Annotated in this window: 1 rRNA gene; it reads left to right on the top strand. The window is 45.9% G+C overall.

Features of this window, described 5'->3' with window-relative positions:
- Positions 1 to 171 precede the first annotated feature (171 nt).
- Positions 172 to 442: ribosomal RNA gene (locus IFU00_22850) — 23S ribosomal RNA — on the top strand; the annotation flags it as partial.

The raw sequence follows: 442 nt of genomic DNA, 5'->3' as shown, positions 1-442 counted from the left end.
TTTGGTCTTTTCGAGATCACTGTTTTTTCGTTCTTTAACAATCTGGAAGAAGTAAAGTTTTTAAGCGCATGCGACAGCATGTGCTTGGGTAGTAGTATTTGTATCATTGCAACACAGCTGTACTCTTGTACCTGTGACGATCTCTGTTGTCAGCAGAGGCCAACGTTATAGGGACAAGCGAATAAGTGCACATGGTGGATGCCTTGGCGATTACAGGCGATGAAGGACGTAGTAGCTTGCGATAAGCTGCGGGGAGCTAGCAAACGAGCTTTGATCCGCAGATTTCCGAATGGGGAAACCCGGCCTTTATAGGTCATTGCATACTGAATACATAGGTATGCAAAGCGAACGCGGCGAACTGAAACATCTAAGTAGCTGCAGGAAAAGAAATCAACCGAGATTCCCAAAGTAGTGGCGAGCGAAATGGGATGAGCCTGTATGT

The sequence above is a fragment of the Oxalobacteraceae sp. CFBP 8761 genome (genome assembly GCA_014841595.1).
GTDB lineage: Bacteria > Pseudomonadota > Gammaproteobacteria > Burkholderiales > Burkholderiaceae_D > Telluria.
Note: the sequence above shows the minus strand (reverse complement) of the source record. Positions and strands in the feature narration are given on the sequence as shown.